The 17,574-nt window shown below is 55.9% G+C and carries 17 protein-coding genes; 7 read left to right on the forward strand and 10 right to left on the reverse strand.

What is annotated here, in order from left to right; translation table 11 throughout:
• The first annotated feature begins 1 nt into the window (after position 1).
• The 7 genes from malG to uraH all read left to right on the forward strand — a co-directional run bounded on the left by malG (position 2) and on the right by uraH (position 6,426).
• Complete coding sequence (malG, locus tag F3I15_RS06665) at positions 2-892, forward strand: maltose ABC transporter permease MalG (protein WP_150017147.1); 891 nt, start codon at positions 2-4, stop codon at positions 890-892.
• A 456-nt stretch (positions 893-1,348) separates the two neighbouring features.
• Positions 1,349-1,480, forward strand: coding sequence for a hypothetical protein (locus F3I15_RS18420; protein ID WP_255474547.1), 132 nt, complete (start codon positions 1,349-1,351; stop codon positions 1,478-1,480).
• A 46-nt stretch (positions 1,481-1,526) separates the two neighbouring features.
• Positions 1,527-2,729, forward strand: a complete 1,203-nt coding sequence (locus tag F3I15_RS06670; protein WP_190314943.1) for a YcaO-like family protein — start codon at positions 1,527-1,529, stop codon at positions 2,727-2,729.
• Entirely contained in the window at positions 2,726-3,565 is an 840-nt protein-coding gene (locus F3I15_RS06675; RefSeq protein WP_150017149.1) for a trans-aconitate 2-methyltransferase, read from the forward strand. Before F3I15_RS06670 ends, F3I15_RS06675 begins: the two co-directional genes overlap by 4 nt.
• Before the next feature lie 215 nt (positions 3,566-3,780).
• A complete protein-coding gene (locus F3I15_RS06680) occupies positions 3,781-4,569 on the forward strand; it encodes a hypothetical protein (protein ID WP_150017150.1) in 789 nt (262 codons plus the stop codon).
• Between the two features lie 212 nt (positions 4,570-4,781).
• Positions 4,782-5,885, forward strand: coding sequence for an NADH:flavin oxidoreductase/NADH oxidase (locus tag F3I15_RS06685; protein WP_150017151.1), 1,104 nt, complete (start codon positions 4,782-4,784; stop codon positions 5,883-5,885).
• A 127-nt stretch (positions 5,886-6,012) separates the two neighbouring features.
• The gene (gene uraH, locus F3I15_RS06690; protein WP_071668326.1) at positions 6,013-6,426 is read left to right on the forward strand and encodes a hydroxyisourate hydrolase; all 414 of its coding nucleotides are present in this window, start codon (positions 6,013-6,015) and stop codon (positions 6,424-6,426) included.
• 40 nt (positions 6,427-6,466) lie between these two features.
• Here uraH and F3I15_RS06695 read toward each other — a convergent pair whose 3' ends face one another.
• The 10 genes from F3I15_RS06695 to arnB form a co-directional block, all read right to left on the reverse strand.
• The gene (locus F3I15_RS06695) at positions 6,467-7,705 is read right to left on the reverse strand and encodes an aromatic amino acid transporter (protein WP_150017152.1); all 1,239 of its coding nucleotides are present in this window, start codon (positions 7,703-7,705) and stop codon (positions 6,467-6,469) included.
• Between the two features lie 147 nt (positions 7,706-7,852).
• On the reverse strand, positions 7,853-8,863 hold the full coding sequence (locus F3I15_RS06700; protein ID WP_150017153.1) for a Gfo/Idh/MocA family protein: 1,011 nt from the start codon (positions 8,861-8,863) through the stop codon (positions 7,853-7,855).
• Positions 8,864-8,888: 25 nt separating this feature from the next.
• The gene (locus F3I15_RS06705) at positions 8,889-9,710 is read right to left on the reverse strand and encodes a TIM barrel protein (protein ID WP_150017154.1); all 822 of its coding nucleotides are present in this window, start codon (positions 9,708-9,710) and stop codon (positions 8,889-8,891) included.
• Positions 9,711-9,854: 144 nt separating this feature from the next.
• Positions 9,855-10,220 (reverse strand): 4-amino-4-deoxy-L-arabinose-phosphoundecaprenol flippase subunit ArnF, encoded by a 366-nt coding sequence (gene arnF, locus F3I15_RS06710; protein WP_150017155.1) that lies wholly within the window; start codon positions 10,218-10,220, stop codon positions 9,855-9,857.
• On the reverse strand, positions 10,217-10,543 hold the full coding sequence (gene arnE, locus F3I15_RS06715; protein WP_150017156.1) for a 4-amino-4-deoxy-L-arabinose-phosphoundecaprenol flippase subunit ArnE: 327 nt from the start codon (positions 10,541-10,543) through the stop codon (positions 10,217-10,219). The genes arnF and arnE overlap by 4 nt, the downstream gene beginning before the upstream one ends.
• Positions 10,540-12,195, reverse strand: a complete 1,656-nt coding sequence (gene arnT, locus F3I15_RS06720) for a lipid IV(A) 4-amino-4-deoxy-L-arabinosyltransferase (protein ID WP_150017157.1) — start codon at positions 12,193-12,195, stop codon at positions 10,540-10,542. Before arnT ends, arnE begins: the two co-directional genes overlap by 4 nt.
• Before the next feature lie 13 nt (positions 12,196-12,208).
• Entirely contained in the window at positions 12,209-13,099 is an 891-nt protein-coding gene (gene arnD, locus F3I15_RS06725; RefSeq protein ID WP_150017158.1) for a 4-deoxy-4-formamido-L-arabinose-phosphoundecaprenol deformylase, read from the reverse strand.
• Positions 13,096-15,075 (reverse strand): bifunctional UDP-4-amino-4-deoxy-L-arabinose formyltransferase/UDP-glucuronic acid oxidase ArnA, encoded by a 1,980-nt coding sequence (gene arnA / locus F3I15_RS06730; RefSeq protein WP_150017159.1) that lies wholly within the window; start codon positions 15,073-15,075, stop codon positions 13,096-13,098. Before arnA ends, arnD begins: the two co-directional genes overlap by 4 nt.
• Complete coding sequence (arnC, locus tag F3I15_RS06735) at positions 15,072-16,058, reverse strand: undecaprenyl-phosphate 4-deoxy-4-formamido-L-arabinose transferase (RefSeq protein WP_150017160.1); 987 nt, start codon at positions 16,056-16,058, stop codon at positions 15,072-15,074. Before arnC ends, arnA begins: the two co-directional genes overlap by 4 nt.
• Positions 16,048-17,196: a UDP-4-amino-4-deoxy-L-arabinose aminotransferase gene (gene arnB, locus F3I15_RS06740; protein ID WP_150017161.1), complete on the reverse strand. Its 1,149-nt coding sequence runs from the start codon at positions 17,194-17,196 to the stop codon at positions 16,048-16,050. The genes arnC and arnB overlap by 11 nt, the downstream gene beginning before the upstream one ends.
• Between the last annotated feature and the right edge of the window lie 378 nt (positions 17,197-17,574).

The following is a 17,574-nucleotide window of genomic DNA, read 5'->3' on the forward strand; positions in this document are numbered from 1 at the left end:
TATGGCAATGGTACAACCCCAATCACAAAAGCTTCGTTTGCTGCTGACGCATCTGCTGCTGCTGGTTTTTATTGCCGCCATCCTGTTTCCGCTGCTGATGGTGGTCGCTATTTCACTGCGTTCCGGCAATTTTGCGACCGGCTCGCTGATCCCGGAGCAGATCTCCTGGGAGCACTGGAAGCTGGCGCTGGGATTCAGCGTGACTCAGCCGGATGGCAGCGTCACACCGCCACCCTTCCCGGTGCTGCTCTGGCTGTGGAACTCGGTGAAGATCGCAGCGATAAGCGCGCTGGGTATCGTGACGCTATCCACGACCTGTGCCTACGCCTTTGCCCGCATGCGTTTTGCCGGCCGCGCAACCCTGCTGAAAGGTATGCTGATCTTTCAGATGTTTCCGGCGGTGCTGTCGCTGGTCGCGCTTTATGCGTTGTTCGACCGGCTGGGTCAGTATGTCCCCTTTCTTGGACTCAATACGCACGGCGGCGTAATCTTTGCCTATCTTGGCGGCATTGCGCTGCACGTCTGGACCATTAAAGGCTACTTCGAAACCATCGATGGCTCGCTTGAAGAAGCGGCCGCGCTGGATGGCGCAACGCCCTGGCAGGCGTTTCGTCTGGTGCTGCTGCCGCTATCGGTGCCGATTCTGGCAGTGGTCTTTATTCTGGCCTTTATCGCCGCGGTTACCGAAGTGCCGGTCGCTTCGCTGCTGCTGCGTGACGTTAACAGCTATACGCTGGCCGTTGGTATGCAGCAATATTTAAATCCGCAGAACTATCTCTGGGGCGACTTTGCCGCCGCTGCGGTACTGTCTGCCATTCCCATAACGCTGGTATTCCTGCTGGCACAGCGCTGGCTGGTCAGCGGTCTGACAGCGGGTGGTGTTAAAGGCTAACCTCTTCATCATTGTGTGACCTCGCTGCCCCGGTGTTTAACCACCGCTGGGGCGTTTGACGGCCCCCGGGCCGTCTTTTTTTATGGCGAGGGAAATAATCAACATTTTTTCTTACTGAACCCGACCTCCCCCAGGATAAGAGATGATTGATTTATGCAACTCCATCAGGAAATTCTTTAGAAAAAAAGAGGCATAGCCGCGCAGATAAAAATCCTGATATCACCTTTGAAATCAATCACCCGGAAAATGAAATATAAATCGGTAAGGAGTTATTTTTTAAATAGTAATATTTCCGGTAAAATAATATGAAAAATTAAAGATAAAACTGCCAAAAGCTTCAATAAGCATAAATTGATCTGGCGCACATTTATATTATTCAGGGTTTGAACTCAGAATGGATATTAATTAAATATATCCCTGCCGCAATCAGCGGCTTGCTAATAAAGGAGTCTAATCATGGGATATTTAAACTCAGGCATCAGCAACAGTAATAGCGAGAATGCGAACAAAGCCGTACTCACTATTGAAGAAGAGGAAGTGTTAGCGTCCGTCTCACAGGCGGATGAAGAGAGTCAGTCTGAAGACTAACATTTCAGCGGCACATTATTGTGCCGCTTTAATATGGACATTTATCATGACTATTCTGCCTGAAAGATCTGTCACCCTTACCCGGTCAAGAAACGCAATAGAGCGTTATTTTTCCCGCCAGAATATACAGATTAAAAATGACAACTTTGGCAATACGCTTTCAGCTACGGTTACGCTGTTGAACAGGGAAAGTAGCACCAAACCGATCTCTGGCTGCGGTAAAGGCTATGCAGAGGAAGCCAGCGTTGGTGCACTCTATGAAGCTTATGAACATTACAGAAGCTTTCCGGCACTCAGAGAGAAAAGCAGGTTATATCCTTTCGGGTCAGTCATTCAGCAGGCAGAACTTCGCGGGATGTTACCGTTGACTATTCTTGCGAAATCATCACCCGCCAAAATTGCAGCAGTGGAATTTACAGATAAAAAGGGTTGTGCATCACTGCTCTGGCCTCTTTTTTTAACGGATTGCGAATATTTCAGCCATGTCATTCAGGGAGACACTACAGACTACAGTGCAGCGCGACGCTATACCAGTAATGCAGGTATCGCTGCAGGTTATGGTTTTACGGAAGCAGCGATTCACGCCATCGGGGAAATAATAGAACGCCACTGCACAGGTATCCTGCTGGCAAAAACATTTTTCTATGATGTACAAAAAGAGATCCGACTGGTTAATACAGACTCACTGCCACCTGCAGCTGAAAAACTTTTCAATGATGCTCAGTCTGCCTTAGAGGATGAAATCAATATTATTGATGCCTCAGAACCGTCACTGCCTCCTGTTTATCTTGCTTACTGTAAGAGTAAGCCGCGTCTGGGGATAAACATCTACGGCGCTGGCTGTTCACTTTATGCTGACCATGCGGTTGCGCGGGCTATCAAAGAACTTGTCCAGCTGCATAAACTGGCCGATAATTTTACCTGCTTCACTGAGGAACTGGAAAAACACCAGCATAACCTGAGAGAGCATGAAAAATTATATCGCAGCCTTGTTGCCGATTTTGGCAGCCTCGCTTCTGTTAGTGTTGACCTGCCTGAGAAACGCGTTGTACTGACACTGCAAGAGCACCTTCACCGCCTGACAACCTTGTGCGAAATAGCCGGATTACCAGTATGGCTTAAAGAAATAGACAGCGATCCTGCCGGCGTATCACTGGCCTGTGCCGTCATGCCCGGCATGGAGCGATTTGCCCTGGTCAGTTTGGGCAACGTCGTTATTCCCTGCCGGAGCTATCAGGATCAGATATGAGTAAAATAATCTATATCCGGATCCCGAATCGGGAACGGCATGATATTTTTATCATGACAACCTCTGAATCGATTTTTGCCGGCATAAGAAAGCCGTTAACCCACGTGGCTTACAGCATCATTCTTCCCGATATGATAAAAGGACCGCTCATTTCGCTGGATGAAACCAAAGATGAAATAACCCTCGGCATCAGAGTGCCGGACAATCCGGCGTGGTGTGAAAAATTACTTCCCCCCTGCCCGGATTACAATATTCACTTTCCATGGCCGCCGCTGGATGATGAAGGGAATGAGGCTATATGCCCGGAATCATTCTGGGACCAGATGGCCGGCACACCTGAGAAGCTGGACATACAGGAAGCGCACTTCCGCCTGCATACCGTGAATCTGCTGCGTGAGATTGCTTTACCTGGCTGCCGCGTATTTGACCCGGCCTGCTCTACCGGAACCTTCCTTGCCTCCGTAAAACAAAAGCTTCCCCGGCTAAACTATTTCGCTGCCGATCGCGCGGAGAAAATGGTTCTGAAGGCCAGGCAGCAGCTGCCGCAGGTTATACAGAGCGACTTTATGCAATCCGGTGACCGTGACAGGTATGATATTGTTTTTTGCCGCTTCGCCAATCATGAAGTGATAAGACACGATCAGGCAGCATCTGTTATCGATAAACTGATTACGCTGCTTAATAAGAAAGGGTATTTAATTATTTTTGGTCATACCCCTGTAAATTGTGATGTTAAAGATCATGTGCGGGGCAAAAACATTGCTCTCAAAATAACAAGCGGCTATAGCGAACGTTCGGCAGGTTTTTTCCAGTATTATCTATTACAGACACTTTGAAAGAACGCGCTGAGGCCACAGGCACGTGCGACATACCGCTTAGCATAAAATGCTGCGGTGACACCGCTGCTCTTCAAGCTGAATAACAGATTTTGCTTTACGCAGTGATTACTAAATTTTCGATCAAAACTAATTCCATTCATCAGATACCCTGAATACATTAGCGAAACTAAATTCTACTGTCAGGGATAATTGTGGATTCGCTCAGGAAATCAGTGACTGTCAGCGCGGTATCGGATGGCGTTCTAAGTAAAAGAACGCTCAAACTATGCAGATTACTTAATGATAGCGATAAGCTGATCGATATTGCGCCGGCAACCGCTTTTCTCGATTTTTTGAAAGGCATGGAAGTCACGCATAGCGCCTATCAGCGCAGCGGTATTATCAAGAGCAAGCGTGCGCTGTTTCTTTATAATGAGGGCCTGCTTCATCCCGACAGCACCCTGTTTCTGGCACGTAAAAAACAGGAGATCCTTGGCACAATCAGCGTGATTGCTCAGCGAAACCAGCAGCTGCCCTGCTCCCTGCTGTTTGGTGCTGAGCTAGCCGCCCTCGGGCTGGAGAACCGGAAAGTCGTAGAGCTGGGTACGCTGTCGGTTAAGCAGACGCAACAGCAGGACAATCTGGTGTTTATGCTCTATCTCAGGATTATGATTTATACGATTTTTGTGGAACAGGTTGACGATCTGCTTATTCAGGTTAAAGAGAACGTAGCGCCTTTTTACATGCGCAATTTCATGTTTACCCGGGTAGGCAAAACCAAAAAACATCCTGAGTACAGCGATCTGAATGCTGTGTTATTGCGTCTCGACGTCAAGAAGATGCGGGAAAAAATCTACGAACAACAGTGCTACGGTGCCAATGGCTGGCTGCGTATTTTATGCGAACTTGGACTAAACCGGCACTATCGTACCATCTGTGCTCAGTGTCGTAATGGGCAGCGCTTCAGACCGGATCCGCAGGATGCCGCTGTTTATCGTTATCTCTGCTCGCTTCAGAGGTAAATGTCCAGTGAAAGGCCACCGCGCGCCCTGTCAGGCGATATCATTGCTGTGGCCGCAAATGGTTTAACTACATCACTTAGAATGTTGTAACTAGGATGCCAAATCTCTTCAGTTAACGCTTAGAAACAGAATCCCTGTGCCGGGCCGCCTCTGTTCGCTGATGACCATCTACACTTATTTCACCTGAGATCCCCTGAAAACATGAGGTTAAGATGAGTCTGTTATTTAGCGCCACGAAACTGGGACAGCTCTCGCTGGAAAATCGCATTATTATTGCGCCCATGTGTCAGTACTCCGCTGAGGCGGGTAAAGCCACCGCCTGGCACCGTATCCATCTGGGGCAGCTCGCCCTGTCCGGTGCGGGCTTACTGATTATCGAAGCAACAGCCGTTGAGGATATTGGCCGCATATCGCCGGGCGATCTGGGATTGTGGAACGATGAGACTGAGGCGGCACTGGCCAGCGTGCTGGAGGATATCCGTCCGTGGGCAACCCTGCCGATAGGTATCCAGCTGGGTCACGCAGGTCGCAAAGCCTCCTGTGCCGTGCCGTGGGAAGGCGGCGAGCAGCTTTCGGCCCAACAGGGCGGCTGGCAGACGGTGGCGCCTTCCGCAGAGGCTTACCAGTCGGGCGAACAGGCACCACACGCGCTGAGTAAAGAGGAGCTGATGCGCCTGAAACAGGCCTTTGTTGACAGCGCACAGCGCGCGGTTCGCATCGGTATCGAGCTGGTTGAACTGCATGCCGCCCATGGTTATCTGCTGCATCAGTTTCTCTCTCCGCTCAGTAACAAGCGCGATGATGAGTATGGCGGATCGCTGGAAAACCGCATGCGCTATCCGCTGGAGGTGTTTCAGGCGATACGTGATGCTCTGCCAGATTCCGTGCCGGTAGGCGTGCGTATTTCCGCAACTGACTGGGTTACAGGCGGCTGGGATAATGAGCAGTCTATAGCGTTCAGCCAGCAGCTGGCCGCCGCAGGCTGTGCCTATATCCACGTCTCCAGCGGCGGGCTGTCGCCCGATCAGGAGATCGATATCGGCCCGGGCTACCAGCTCTCATTTGCGCGCGATATACGCAAAGTGGTGGAGATCCCGGTAATCGGTGTCGGACTGATAACCGATCCGCAGCAGGCGGAACAGGCTCTGCACACCGGTGATACGGATCTGATTGCGCTGGCGCGCGGCATGCTCTGGGATCCGCACTGGCCGTGGCACGCTGCCGCTGAGCTGGGCGCTACCGTTAAGGCTCCGCCGCAGTATCTGCGTTCAGAGCCGCACGGCCTGAAAGGCACGCTGGTACAGAACGGCAAGTGATCCATTGCGGCAGGCGCTCCGCCTGCCGCACCCCTCTGGGAAATTTCACAGATTGCGGCCAGCGTGAGGCGCTCCGGCCTTTACCCTCTATGCTTCATTTCACGCATTCACATTAAAGGACGATGAAATGAAACCTCAACACCTTCTGCTTTCTGCTGTTTTACTTTGCACCGCTGGCGTCGCCGCGGCTGATACCATGAAAAACCCGGTGAGCGTGCACGTGCTCAACCTGCAGACCGGCATCCCCACTGCCGGCGTGAAAGTAGAACTGGATCAGAAAGCAGGCGATAACTGGACAAAACTGGCGGAAGCCACCACGGATGCGCAGGGGCGGATCCCGGCACTCTATCCGAAAGATAAAATGGCGCAGTCAGGTATTTATCGCGTGGTGTTTAAAACCGGAGAGTATTATAAGTCGGTTAATCAGCAGACTTTCTTTCCGGAAATTCCGGTGATTTTTAACCTTGAGAAAACCGATCAGCATTACCATATCCCGCTGCTGTTAAGCCAGTATGGCTACTCAACCTATCGCGGTAACTGATTGTTAAAACGCGCTGGCGTCAGACCAGCGCGCGCTCCTTTCAGTCTGCGCCAAACAGCGGCAACCACCCCAGCCAGCTCAGCAGCCAGGCCACAATGTTCAGTCCCCCGAATAGCAGTACCAGCGTAATCGCCAGCGAGGATTTTTTATGCGTGGCGAAGCGCTTTTCTGCGCGTAATGCGAGTAAGGCGGGGATCGCTACCGCCCACAGTATGGCAAACAATCCGGCATAGCCGATGGCCGCTACAAACCCGTGTGGCCAGACAATCGACGCCAGCAGCGGCGGCAAAAAGGTTAGCAGTGCCGTTTTCACCCGCGCCCGGCGCGTATCCCCCTGCCCCATACGGTCGGCGATATAGTCGAACAATCCTGCGGTGACGCCAAGAAACGAAGCGATAACGGCAAAATGGGAAAAGAGCGACAGCATCAGGGTTAGTGCCGGTACCTGCAGATGCGAGCCCAGCGCCGCCATCAGGGCGGCGATATCCCCGCCCTGCGCAACAATACCCGGAAATGCGCTACGCGGCAGATTTCCCATCGTGCTGACGATCCAGAACAGGTAGAGCGCAAGCGACATCAGGGTTCCGAGCAGCAGCGCGCGTGCGATCCTGCGCCGGTCGCGATGGTAGTAGCTCACCAGCCCGGTGATATTGCCATGATACCCGAAAGAGGCCAGGCAGAAAGGCAGCACGCCGAGCGCATAGGGCCAGTAAGCGCTGCCTTCTGGCGCTGGCTGCAGCAGTGAGGCGCGGTCAACCTGCATCAGGAGTCCGCCAAACAGCAAAATAAGCAGTGCGATTTTTGCCACTACGCAGAAGGTCATCAGCCGGCTCACGCCACGCGTGCCGAGCAGCACCACCCCTGCAACCAGCAGCGTCAGCGCAATTTTTGCACCGGCCGCTGTCAGCGGCAGCCCCAGCTGATTAAGGGAGTGCTGATAGACCGGACCGCTGGCTGAAATATAGGCGTAGGTCAGAATGCCCAGTACAAACAGGATGCTTAACCCGTTAAGCCTTGCCCAGCCGCGCCCCAGCAGATCGCGAACCAGCGTGTCATAACCGGCGCCGGCAGCATAGTGCAGGCTGACGCGCATAAACAGCAGCCCGGAGAGCAGCATCGCGCCCCAGCTGATAAACAGCAGCAGCACGCCCCAGCCAAACCAGCTTCCTGCCATAACAACAGGCAGCGTAAACATACCGGCACCCACAACGGTGCCACAGATGATCATAGCGCCCCACCAGACTGAGGGCTGGCGCGGCGTGAGTTGAGGTACTGACATTAAGACGCCTCAGAAAATTAGCAAAGGCGGGATGATACACATCATGTACTAGTATGTAGAGTACAAAGCGCAAAAACAGGCGGGCAGGGTTGTAAGCAGATGATGACAGCAGCGCGCCTGCAGAGCAGGCGCGCTGTTCAGGCGGGGTTACTGATAAAAAGCCGGACGGGGCGGCATCGTAATCGGAACAATATCGCCGCTCTTCTGAGCGGCGACACAGGCGTCTGCTGCCACCGCCGCCGCATAACCATCCCAGGCAGAAGGCCCGGTCAGCTCATCGGCAAGCACATTGTTGATAAACGCCTGCAGCTCCACATCGTATGCATCGATAAAGCGCTTTTTCCAGTCGGTCAGGATGGCCACAGAGAGCGCCGCGTTACTGCGCGTCTGCACCGCCATAGGTTCCGGCAACCGGGCAACACCGCTCTCTCCGACAACTTCACACTGAATGTCATAGCCATACTGGCAGTTAACAAAAATTTCGACGTCGATGCGCGTACCCTGCGCCGTTTCCAGCAGAACAATCTGCGGATCTTTCAGATGTGAACTGGCGTGGCGCGTTTTGCGTGGCCAGATCACCTGCGCGCTGACGTAATCATCATTCAGCAACCAGCGCAGCACATCCAGCTCGTGGATCAGCGTATCGGTAATCGCCATATCCGTGGTGTAACTGTCACCCACCTCCGGATTGCGATGCGCGCAGTGCAGCATCAGCGGCGCGCCAATCTCCCCGCTCTCCAGCACCTGCTTCAGCGCACGGTAGCCGCTGTCATACGGTCGCATAAAGCCGACCTGTACGCGTTTTTTACCGCCGGCCATCTCCGCTTCAACGATGTTCATACAGCCCTGCGCCGTCACGGCCAGCGGCTTCTCACAAAACACCGCCTTGCCCGCTTTGATCGCCGCCAGCACAAACTCTTCATGAGTGGGCCCCCAGGAGGTCACCAGCACCGCCTGTACGTCAGGCGCATTAATCAGATCGTGCGCGCTGTCGTAGATCTCCGCCTGCAGCTGTAGCGCAGCTGCTACCTCTTCACACTGACGGCGGTCGATATCATTTAGCGCCACTACGCGCGCGTTCTGCAGTACCTGACTGCAGCGCCGGATATGTTCACGGCCGATTGCACCGGTGCCAATTACGCCAATATTGAGTGTCATAGTCTGTTTCCTGAGCCGGTTGCGGTTAGCGGTTGAGATAGTCGATGCTGCTGCGGATCTGCTGCTCAATCTCAGCAGCGCTCCAGCTCTCCATCACCGATGAGAAAGGCTCAAAGGCATAGATCCCGCGATACCCCATCTCTTCAAGGCGGGCCACCTGCTGCTTTGTCTGCAGTCTGTCATCGGCGCTGAGCATAATACGCTCTTCATCCGTCAGCTCTGCCGCCGGCCGCGTATCGGTCACGCCGGACAGGTGAACCAGGCCAATCTCATGCACGTTGACGTGCCCGGCAAAGTCCGCTTCGGCACCTTCATAAAGATGATGATGGAAGGTATCCAGCACAATTTTGAACGGCACCCCGGCCTGTTTGATCAGCTGCTGCGCCTGCGCGGCAGAACGCAGCGAACTCTGCGGAAAGCCCAGCGGCTCAACCAGCCCCTGAATGCCGTACTCTGCAAACAGTGGCGCCAGCGTTTGCAGCGCGTCGATAGTCTGCGCGTCGCTGACCGGCGTACCATCGTTGAGCGGACAGAGCACCAGCGCTTTGGCACCGCTTTCAGCTGCGTCTTTCAGCAGGCTGCGGGTCTTTGCCAGCACCTCATCATTGAGCTGGTTAAATGGATAGACCGCATTGATCGTTTCGATAGTCAGATCGTGCTCGCGCGCCAGCGCGCTCACCTGCGCGCCGCCGAGATGGTCGGTCACGCTGCCGCTTTTCATGTCGTTGCGGATTTCAACCTTGTGCAGCCCCAGTTTTGCCACCAGCGCAAAAAATTCACTGATGCTCAGAGCGGGAGCAATTTTGCGATTAATACAGAGGCGGTCGCTGCTAAGTTTACCGGTCATATTCAGTCCTGATGCGTACGGGTTGGAAGGCAACTGAAGCGATACTAAAACATCAGGCTGAGCGGCTCCGCCGCTTCTTTGAGTGATTTACATCAGCGCTGTATTGCGCTGCCGCTGACGGTCGCGAAGCAGATATCCGCAGCTCTATTTTCTACCGCGTGGCAGCGATACCGCCAGCAGGCCCGCCACAATCAGTACTACACCCGCCAGGCTACTCCAGCGAAAAGGCTCATGAAACCACGGCAGAACCACAGCAGCCAGCCAGACCCCTACGTAGCTCAGACTGAGTAGCGGATAGAGCTGACTGAGTGGCTGATAGCGCAGGGCGGCAAGCCAGCAGAGCATCGATAACCCGTAGGCTGCCAGGCCGGCGCAGAGCATCAGCACAGGGCGTGCGCCGCCCTGCAGCAGCGTACTGACCGCGGGAACATCCATCATCGCACTGCGCAGCATCAGCTGCGCCAGCGTCACCAGCGCTACACTTACGAGCGCCAGCCCTGTACCTTTCATAGCTGACTCCCCATCAGCGCCACCCCCGCGACAATCAGCAGCGTGCCCAGCCACTGCTGCAGCGTATAGGCTTCGCGCCAGATCAGGCGTGCGGCGGCCGCCACCAGCACAAAGTTAAGGCTGAGCATTGGATAGGCCTGGCTGACCGGCACACTGCGCAATACCAGCAGCCAGAGCAGCATCGCCGTCCCGAGCAGCAGCATACTGAGCGCAACCCAGTGCGCCATGCGTCTGCCGCCTGACGCCATCAGCGCGGCCTGCTTCTGACAGAGCTGCGCTGCACAGCTGAGCAGGCTGACCAGAACAATCAGCAGCAGATTCATGGCGTGCGACGGTAGCTGTAATAAAGCAGCCGTCCCTGCTGCCAGATATCATCCGGCACCGGCAGCATCGCATCCGGCGCTTTCTGCCCGGCATCCAGCAGCAGTACCAGTGCGACATCACCCTCTCTGCGCCGGACGCGCAGCCAGTCGGCAAACTCCGCTCCGCCAACGTAGCGCTTTCGGGCATCAGCATAGCTGAGACCATACTCCAGCTCGCCTTTACTGCTGTAAAAAAGGATATCGCTGCGTTTGAGCTGCCAGGCGATCGCCGAGGCGACGCCGGGGTTATCCGCCAGGATAAAGCGGCTCTGCGCAAGCCGCTCCTGTATGTGGCGGACAAAGTTCTGCGGCTGTTTGGCGTCCCGTATCCGGTCAGGAATAGCAAATCCCACCAGCAGCGCCAGCGCCAGCGGGCAGAGCGCCGCCAGCTGCCAGCGCCCGGTGCGCAGGCTGACACCTGCCGCCAGCGCCCAGCCGGTAAAAGCGAGCGCAGCCAGAGTCGCACGCAGTTTCTCGTCGCTGCTGTAGAGCGGCCGGTGTGCCAGCCCCCACGGCGCCAGTACGCTTATCACCGCCAGCGCGGCCAGTGCGCCAAACAGCAGGTTAATCCAGCCGTTAAACCGCAGCGCAGTGCTTAAGCGTGCACTGTTTCCTGATGCATAACCTGCTATCAGCAGGCTCAGCGGAGCAAAACAGGGCAGGATATAGGTTGGCAGCTTGCCTTTTGCAATACTGAAAAACAGCAGCGGCAGCACGACCCAGCTCAGTAAGTAGAGCACGCCTGCCTGCTGGCGACGCTGCTGCCAGCCGCTTATCAGCGCGCCGGGCAGCAGCCCCAGCCAGGGTAGCGTGCCTGCAACCAGCACCGGCAGGTAGTACCAGAAAGGCGCTTTATGCTGCGCGTTCTCCTCAGCAAAACGCTGAATATGCTCAACCCAGAAAAAGTAGTGCCAGAAATCTCCCGCCTGCTGCGCTATCGCCAGCGCCCACGGCAGGCTGAGCAGTATCGCGGTCAGCAGCGCCAGCGGCCCCCAGCGCAGCAGTTCCGTGAAGCGGCGCTGCCACACCATCCACGGCACAATCGCCAGCACCGGGACCGCGAGCGCCAGGAAGCCTTTGGTCATAAACCCCATGGCGCAGGCCGCCCCCAGCAGCAGATAGCCGGAGAAGCGCTGCCGGAATGTGCGTGCCTGAGCCGCGTACCAGAAGCTGCACATCGCTCCCGTCAGCCACAGCAGCAGAACAGGGTCCAGCACCGCGTAAGTGCCGATTCCGTAAACCAGCAGCGAGGTCAGAAAAACGGTGCTGGCCAGCAGGGCGACGCGGCGGCTGGCAAACATCCGGCATCCCAGCCAGAAAATCAGCAGGCCGCTGCATAGCGTGCTAAAGAGCGCACCGGCGCGGACGCCAAAATTAGTGTGTCCGAACAGCAGCTGGCCCAGGTTGTTTATCCAGTAGCCGGCGACAGGTTTTTCAAAGTAGCGCAAATCAAAAAAGTGCGGCACAACCCAGTTGCCGCTGACAAGCATCTCGCGGCTGATCTCTGCATAACGCAGCTCATCGGGCTGCCACAGATCGCGAAATGGAACCGGCAGCAGATAATAGAGCGCAAACAGCATCAGCAGCAGCGTGATTTTGGTGCCTGTACGCATCAGAACTCCCTGATTAATTTTCTGCCTGACAGCCCAGCCACCCTTCCCGACCTGCAATCCGGCCGCGTACCACAGGCGCGCGCGGCAGAGTGGAGAGATCGGCAGGCAGAAGCTCGCTGAGCGGACAAAAGTGAATACCGGCCTGTCGGGCGCGATCGAGCAGGTTGCTAAAGGCGTCGCGCGCGGCGATCCCCTCAACTTCGGCATGAATGGTATAAACCGCGGTGCCCGTAGCGTGCTGCATGTGCTCAAGGATGAAATCGTTGAAGCGCGCAGCGCTCACCTGTTGCCCCACCACTTCATCCCAGGTAGGCAGCGTGACCGGGATCTGAACTGTGCCTTCCGTGCCGTCCGGCAGCAGCGGGATAAACGGGCCGCTGCCGCGGCAGTCGCTGTTGTACCGAAAATGGAAGGATTCTTTTGCAGCAATAATCCGGCTGTCTGCCCGCCAGCCGGCAACGGCTGAACAGGTGACGGCGTCACCTGTCAGCGCTTCCAGCATCTGCCTGCCCCGCCCGATCTCCTGCGCCAGCCGCTGATCTGACCAGACGCCCGCCCAGGTCTGCCAGGCGAAGTGATCCCAGGCGTGCAGGCCAACCTCATGATGATCGGCGGTGGCGCGAATAATGTCCGCCTGGCCGCGCCCGATGTGGCGTCCTGGCCAGGCGGTACCGGCCAGCAGAATATCCCAGCCATAGAGCGATGCCGCCCGCGAGCGCACCATTTTGCGAAAAAAATGCGGCTTAAGCAGGCGCCAGATATGGCGCCCCATATTGTCCGGCCCGACGCTGAAAAAGAAGCTCGCCTGCAGCTGATGCAGGCTGAACTGCTCCAGCAGCGCCGGAACGCCCAGCCGGGTGCCGCGCCAGGTATCAACATCGACCCGCAGCCCCACTTTTTTCATGGCTTCTCCTGCAGTTCAACGGTGCGCAGAAAGAAATCAAGGGTGTTGTCGATGGTGGTATCCATATCCACATCCGGTGCCCAGTTCAGCAGCCGGCGCGCATTTTTTATCGAGGGCTTGCGATGCTCCACATCCTGATACCCTTTGCCGTAGTAGCTGCTGCTTTCAACTTCGCGGAACCCGGCAAACGGCGGAAAACGGTCGCGCAGCGGATGGCGCTCAAAGCTTGCCAGCAGATGCTCCGCCAGTTCACGGATACTGGCTTCATTTTCAGGGTTCCCGATATTGATGATCTGCCCGTCACAGTTACCGTTGCGGTTTTCAATGATGCGGAACAGCGCCTCAATGCCGTCACGGATATCGGTGAAGCAGCGCTTTTGCGCCCCGCCATCCACCAGTTTGATGGGCGATCCCTCTACCAGATTGAGGATCAGCTGCGTAATGGCGCGCGAGCTGCCAATGCGTGCAGCATTAAGGTTATCCAGCCGGGGGCCCATCCAGTTAAAGGGGCGGAACAGCGTAAAGCGCAGGCCCTCTTTTTCACCATAGGCCCAGATCACCCGATCGAGCAGCTGTTTGGAAACCGAGTAGATCCAGCGCTGCTTGTTAATCGGACCGACCACCAGGTTAGAGCTATCCTCATCAAAATGCCGATCGGTGCACATGCCGTACACTTCAGAGGTAGAAGGGAAAATGATGCGTTTTTTATATTTAACGCAGTCGCGAATGATTTTCAGGTTCTCTTCAAAATCGAGCTCAAATACGCGCAGCGGGTTACGGGTGTACTCAATCGGCGTGGCAATCGCCACCAGCGGCAGCACCACGTCACATTTTTTGATGTGATACTCAATCCATTCGGAATGAATACTGATGTCGCCCTCAACAAAGTGGAAACGCGGCTCGTTCAGAAAACGGCTTATCGCATCAGAGCCGATATCCAGCCCGTAAACCTCAAAATTATCATCCTGCAGCAGGCGTTCAGTCAGATGATTGCCGATAAAGCCGTTCACCCCGAGGATCAGCACCCGCGTGCGGCGTTTAACAGCCGCCACCGGCTCAGAGTAAAGCAGCGCGCCGGGTACCAGCCCCAGGCTCTGCGCCAGCTGGCTGCCATTCATAAACACGCCGTTGTCACACTGGCCGGTGATAATTTCCAGTGCGCCCTCGCCGCAGGCGACCTGCAGCGGATCGACAGAGAGTACGGTTCCGGCTCTGACACCCGGCGTGCCGGCGTGCACACGTCCTTTCCACACCATAAACTTCACCGTACCGGCATAGGCAAAAGCACCGGGCCACGGCCAGGTTACCGCGCGCACCAGATTATTCACCTGCTGCGCACTCTGCTCCCACCGGATACGTCCATCTTCCGGCGTGCGGCGTCCGACCCGGGTTGCCAGCCGCTCATCCTGCGGCCGGGCAACTATCTCGCCGCGCTTTAGCGCTGGCAGCGTACCTTCCAGCAGCTGTGTGGCACAGGCGACCAGCTTACGGTGCAGCGTTAGCGCGTCATCCTGCTCATCGATCGCCACCCTTTCTTGCGTGACAATGTCACCGGCATCGGCCCGCTTAACCATGCGATGCAGCGTCACGCCGGTTTCCTTTTCGCCATTAACCAGCACCCAGTTAAGCGGTGCGCGTCCGCGATAGGCGGGCAGCAGCGAGCCGTGCAGATTAAACGCGCCGCGTGCCGCACATCCCAAAATAGCGTCGCTCAGCATGGCGCGATAATAAAAGGAGAAAATACAATCGGGCTGCAAGGCGCGAATGCGTTCAATCCATAGCGGGTGATTGACCTCTTCAGGCGCATGTACCGGAATGCCGCGCTCAGCGGCGAGGCGCGCGACGGAATCAAAAAAATGGCTCTCTGCGCCGGTGTCGGTGTGCGTAAAGATCGCCGCAATCTCAAAACCCGCTTTCAGCAGCGCGTTGATTCCTGCGCAACCCATTTCCGCATAGGCAAAAACAACTGTTTTCATGGTTTGATTTCCTGAACCTGAGGAGTTTCCTGCTGCGGGTGGATCACCCGCTGAATGAAATAGCGCGGCCGTGCGCGTACGTCGTTGTAGATACGCCCGATGTACTCGCCCAGCAGGCCCATTCCGATAAACTGCGCGCCGACAAAAATAAACAGCACCGCAAACAGCATAAACAGACCGTCGCCGGCCCAGCCGGCGCCAAAAAACAGGCGTAAAATCACCAGCACTAGTGAAAAAGCAAAGCCCGCCAGCGCAATCACGCTGCCAGCAATACTCAGCAGGCGCAGCGGCGTCGTGGTCAGACAGGTCACCAGGTCATACATCAGGTTGATAAGCTTCATGACGCTGTATTTGGAATCGCCAAACTCGCGCTCGGCGTGTGCGACCGGCAGCTCAATGGTGCGGCGGGCAAAGGTATTGGCCAGAATGGGAATAAAGGTGCTGCGTTCATGGCAGTTCAGCATGGCGTCAACAATGTGCCGGCGATAGGCGCGCAGCATGCAGCCATAATCGCCCATCGCTTTGCCGGTGACGCGCTGGATCAGCTGATTGATGGCGCGTGAAGCGCGTTTGCGAAACCAGCTATCCTGTCGGTTCTGCCGTACCGTGCCCACCACGTCGTAGCCCTGCTGCGCAGCCCTGACCAGCGCCGGGATCTCTTCAGGCGGATTCTGCAGATCGGCGTCCAGCGTAATAATCAGGTCGCCCGATACATGGGCGAAACCCGCCATAATCGCAGAGTGCTGACCGTAATTTCGGTTAAGCAGTACGCCGACGACGTGACTTCCTGGCATATCAGCGGCATCGGCGATCATCTGCGCCGAGCGGTCGCTGCTGCCGTCATCCACCAGCAGGATCTCAAAGTTCAGACCCAGCGTGCCGCAGGCTGCGCTGGTGCGGCGTACCAGCTCCGGCAAACTCTCCTCTTCGTTATAGACCGGAATAACCACAGAGATTTTCTGAAGCGGCTTTTCATCCAGCATGGCGGCCTCCTGCCAGCGTACGCAGCGCGCTGATTACCCGGCTGACATCCTCATCCTCCATATCGGGAAACAGCGGGAGCGAACAGATACGTTCGCTGTTCCATTCCGTATCAGGCAGGGAAAGTTGCGGATAACGTTCGCGATAATATTTGTGCGTGTGCGCCGCGCGAAAGTGAAGCCCGGTGCCGATCTCCTCCGCTTTCAGCGCCTCCATCAGCGCATCGCGGCTGATGCCGCAGGTCGCTTCATCCACGCGAATGATAAACAGATGCCAGGCGTGCTGATGCGGCCAGTCCGGCTGTTTCAGCGGCAGAAAAGGCGTATCCGCCAGCGCCTGCAGGTAGCGCTGCGCAATCTCCCGGCGGCGACGGTTAATCGCCTCAAGCTTACCGAGCTGGATCAGCGCAATAGCGGCATTGATATCCGGCAAATTGTATTTAAAACCGGGTGCTATCACCTCTGCCTGCGGTTTACGCCCGTGCGTATCGCGATCCCAGGCATCCACCCCCAGGCCGTGAAACTTCAGGCTGCGCACCCGGTCGGCCAGTTCAGCGTCATCCGTTACAACAACGCCGCCCTCGGCACAGGTGATATTTTTGATGGCGTGCAGTGAAAAGATCGCGGTGCCGCGCTGTCCGACATGCTGGCCGTTATAGTGGCAGCCGGTCGCGTGCGCGGCATCCTCAATCACCGGAATGGCGTAGCGCTCACCCAGCGCGCAGATTGACGCCAGATCAACCGGCGCACCGGCGTAATGCACCGGAATAATTGCCCGGGTGCGTGGTGTAATCGCCGCTTCAATCTGCAGTGCCGTCACCATCAGCGTATGGCGATCAACATCGATCATGACCGGCGTGGCTCCCAGCAGCGTGATGATATTGAGCGTAGAGACCCACGTTAATGAAGGGGTGATCACTTCATCTCCGGGCTGAATGCCCAGCGCCAGCAGCGTGACGTGCAGGCCGGCAGTCGCTGAACTGACGGCAATGGCGTGCTGGTTTCCGGTCAGTTCACAGAAAGCCTGCTCCAGCGCAGCATTTTTCGGGCCGGTGGTGATCCAGCCCGAAGCGAACACCGCGCTGACGGCGGCCAGCTCTTCTTCGCCCAAAGCGGGGCGCGAAAAGGGTAAGAAAGACATAAATCCACCTTATCAATTATGCTCTGAGCTCAATGCAGGAACACACTCTGCACCTGTCACTCTGCGCAACTTAAACGCACTCTCAACGTGTCACAGTGAAAAACCGGATAACATCGTGCCCGTTCACTGGCTCAGTGCTGACATAGCCGATCGACTAAAACATTAGCGGCCTTGCTATTTTTCCTGCGTAATCACCTTAAGCGCCAAAACTTAACGCAACATTAAATTTGCGGCGTTTACTCAGCCAACTTCTTCAGCGTTTAGGGTTGATTGATAAACGTGCAGATCGCGGTATGACAAAAGCGGGACTGCCATTGAGATTTTCACACGCTCAACTTTCTGGATATGGCGCGCAATTATTCATGCAACACATTGAAA

It is taken from the genome of Pantoea sp. M_9 (assembly GCF_008631385.1).
In the GTDB taxonomy this organism is placed as follows: domain Bacteria; phylum Pseudomonadota; class Gammaproteobacteria; order Enterobacterales; family Enterobacteriaceae; genus Pantoea; species Pantoea eucrina.

Bases quoted from the DNA above. Each gene is read 5' to 3' on its own strand.
- malG (WP_150017147.1), top strand. From the start codon at position 2: ATGGCAATGGTACAACCCCAATCACAAAAGCTTCGTTTGCTGCTGACG.
- F3I15_RS18420 (WP_255474547.1), top strand. From the start codon at position 1,349: ATGGGATATTTAAACTCAGGCATCAGCAACAGTAATAGCGAGAATGCG.
- F3I15_RS06670 (WP_190314943.1), top strand. From the start codon at position 1,527: ATGACTATTCTGCCTGAAAGATCTGTCACCCTTACCCGGTCAAGAAAC.
- F3I15_RS06675 (WP_150017149.1), top strand. From the start codon at position 2,726: ATGAGTAAAATAATCTATATCCGGATCCCGAATCGGGAACGGCATGAT.
- F3I15_RS06685 (WP_150017151.1), top strand. From the start codon at position 4,782: ATGAGTCTGTTATTTAGCGCCACGAAACTGGGACAGCTCTCGCTGGAA.
- uraH (WP_071668326.1), top strand. From the start codon at position 6,013: ATGAAACCTCAACACCTTCTGCTTTCTGCTGTTTTACTTTGCACCGCT.
- F3I15_RS06695 (WP_150017152.1), bottom strand. From the start codon at position 7,705: ATGTCAGTACCTCAACTCACGCCGCGCCAGCCCTCAGTCTGGTGGGGC.
- F3I15_RS06700 (WP_150017153.1), bottom strand. From the start codon at position 8,863: ATGACACTCAATATTGGCGTAATTGGCACCGGTGCAATCGGCCGTGAA.
- F3I15_RS06705 (WP_150017154.1), bottom strand. From the start codon at position 9,710: ATGACCGGTAAACTTAGCAGCGACCGCCTCTGTATTAATCGCAAAATT.
- arnF (WP_150017155.1), bottom strand. From the start codon at position 10,220: ATGAAAGGTACAGGGCTGGCGCTCGTAAGTGTAGCGCTGGTGACGCTG.
- arnE (WP_150017156.1), bottom strand. From the start codon at position 10,543: ATGAATCTGCTGCTGATTGTTCTGGTCAGCCTGCTCAGCTGTGCAGCG.
- arnT (WP_150017157.1), bottom strand. From the start codon at position 12,195: ATGCGTACAGGCACCAAAATCACGCTGCTGCTGATGCTGTTTGCGCTC.
- arnD (WP_150017158.1), bottom strand. From the start codon at position 13,099: ATGAAAAAAGTGGGGCTGCGGGTCGATGTTGATACCTGGCGCGGCACC.
- arnA (WP_150017159.1), bottom strand. From the start codon at position 15,075: ATGAAAACAGTTGTTTTTGCCTATGCGGAAATGGGTTGCGCAGGAATC.
- arnC (WP_150017160.1), bottom strand. From the start codon at position 16,058: ATGCTGGATGAAAAGCCGCTTCAGAAAATCTCTGTGGTTATTCCGGTC.
- arnB (WP_150017161.1), bottom strand. From the start codon at position 17,196: ATGTCTTTCTTACCCTTTTCGCGCCCCGCTTTGGGCGAAGAAGAGCTG.